This is a genomic window from Paenibacillus montaniterrae (assembly GCF_018403185.1).
In the GTDB taxonomy this organism is placed as follows: Bacteria; Bacillota; Bacilli; order Paenibacillales; family Paenibacillaceae; genus Pristimantibacillus; species Pristimantibacillus montaniterrae.
Genome location: NZ_BOSE01000051.1, coordinates 1 through 277 on the forward strand (window position 1 = coordinate 1; position 277 = coordinate 277).

The window sequence follows — 277 nt, forward strand, 5'->3', positions numbered from 1 at the left end:
TATGGCCGTATAGTAGTGGCTGTAGGCCCAACATTCGCATCTTCGCAATTATGCTCCTGCTGTGGCTATAAGCACAAAGATGTAAAAAACTTGAAGTTGCGTGAATGGGACTGCCCGGAATGTGGAGTGCATCACGACCGAGACTTTAACGCAAGTCTGAACATTCTTGCCGAAGGCAAAAGACTTCTTGCTGTGTAATTCTTACACGAACTGTCGGAACGACAGGGTTAGCTTGGTGAATTTCTCTTCGTTAGAAGAGACTACCCAAGAATCTCGT

The 277-nt window shown here is 45.8% G+C and carries 1 protein-coding gene; it reads left to right on the forward strand.

From position 1 onward, the window contains the following. On the forward strand, positions 1-198 hold a 198-nt coding region (locus KJS52_RS27115), incomplete at its 5' end, for a zinc ribbon domain-containing protein (protein ID WP_213520732.1). Between the last annotated feature and the right edge of the window lie 79 nt (positions 199-277).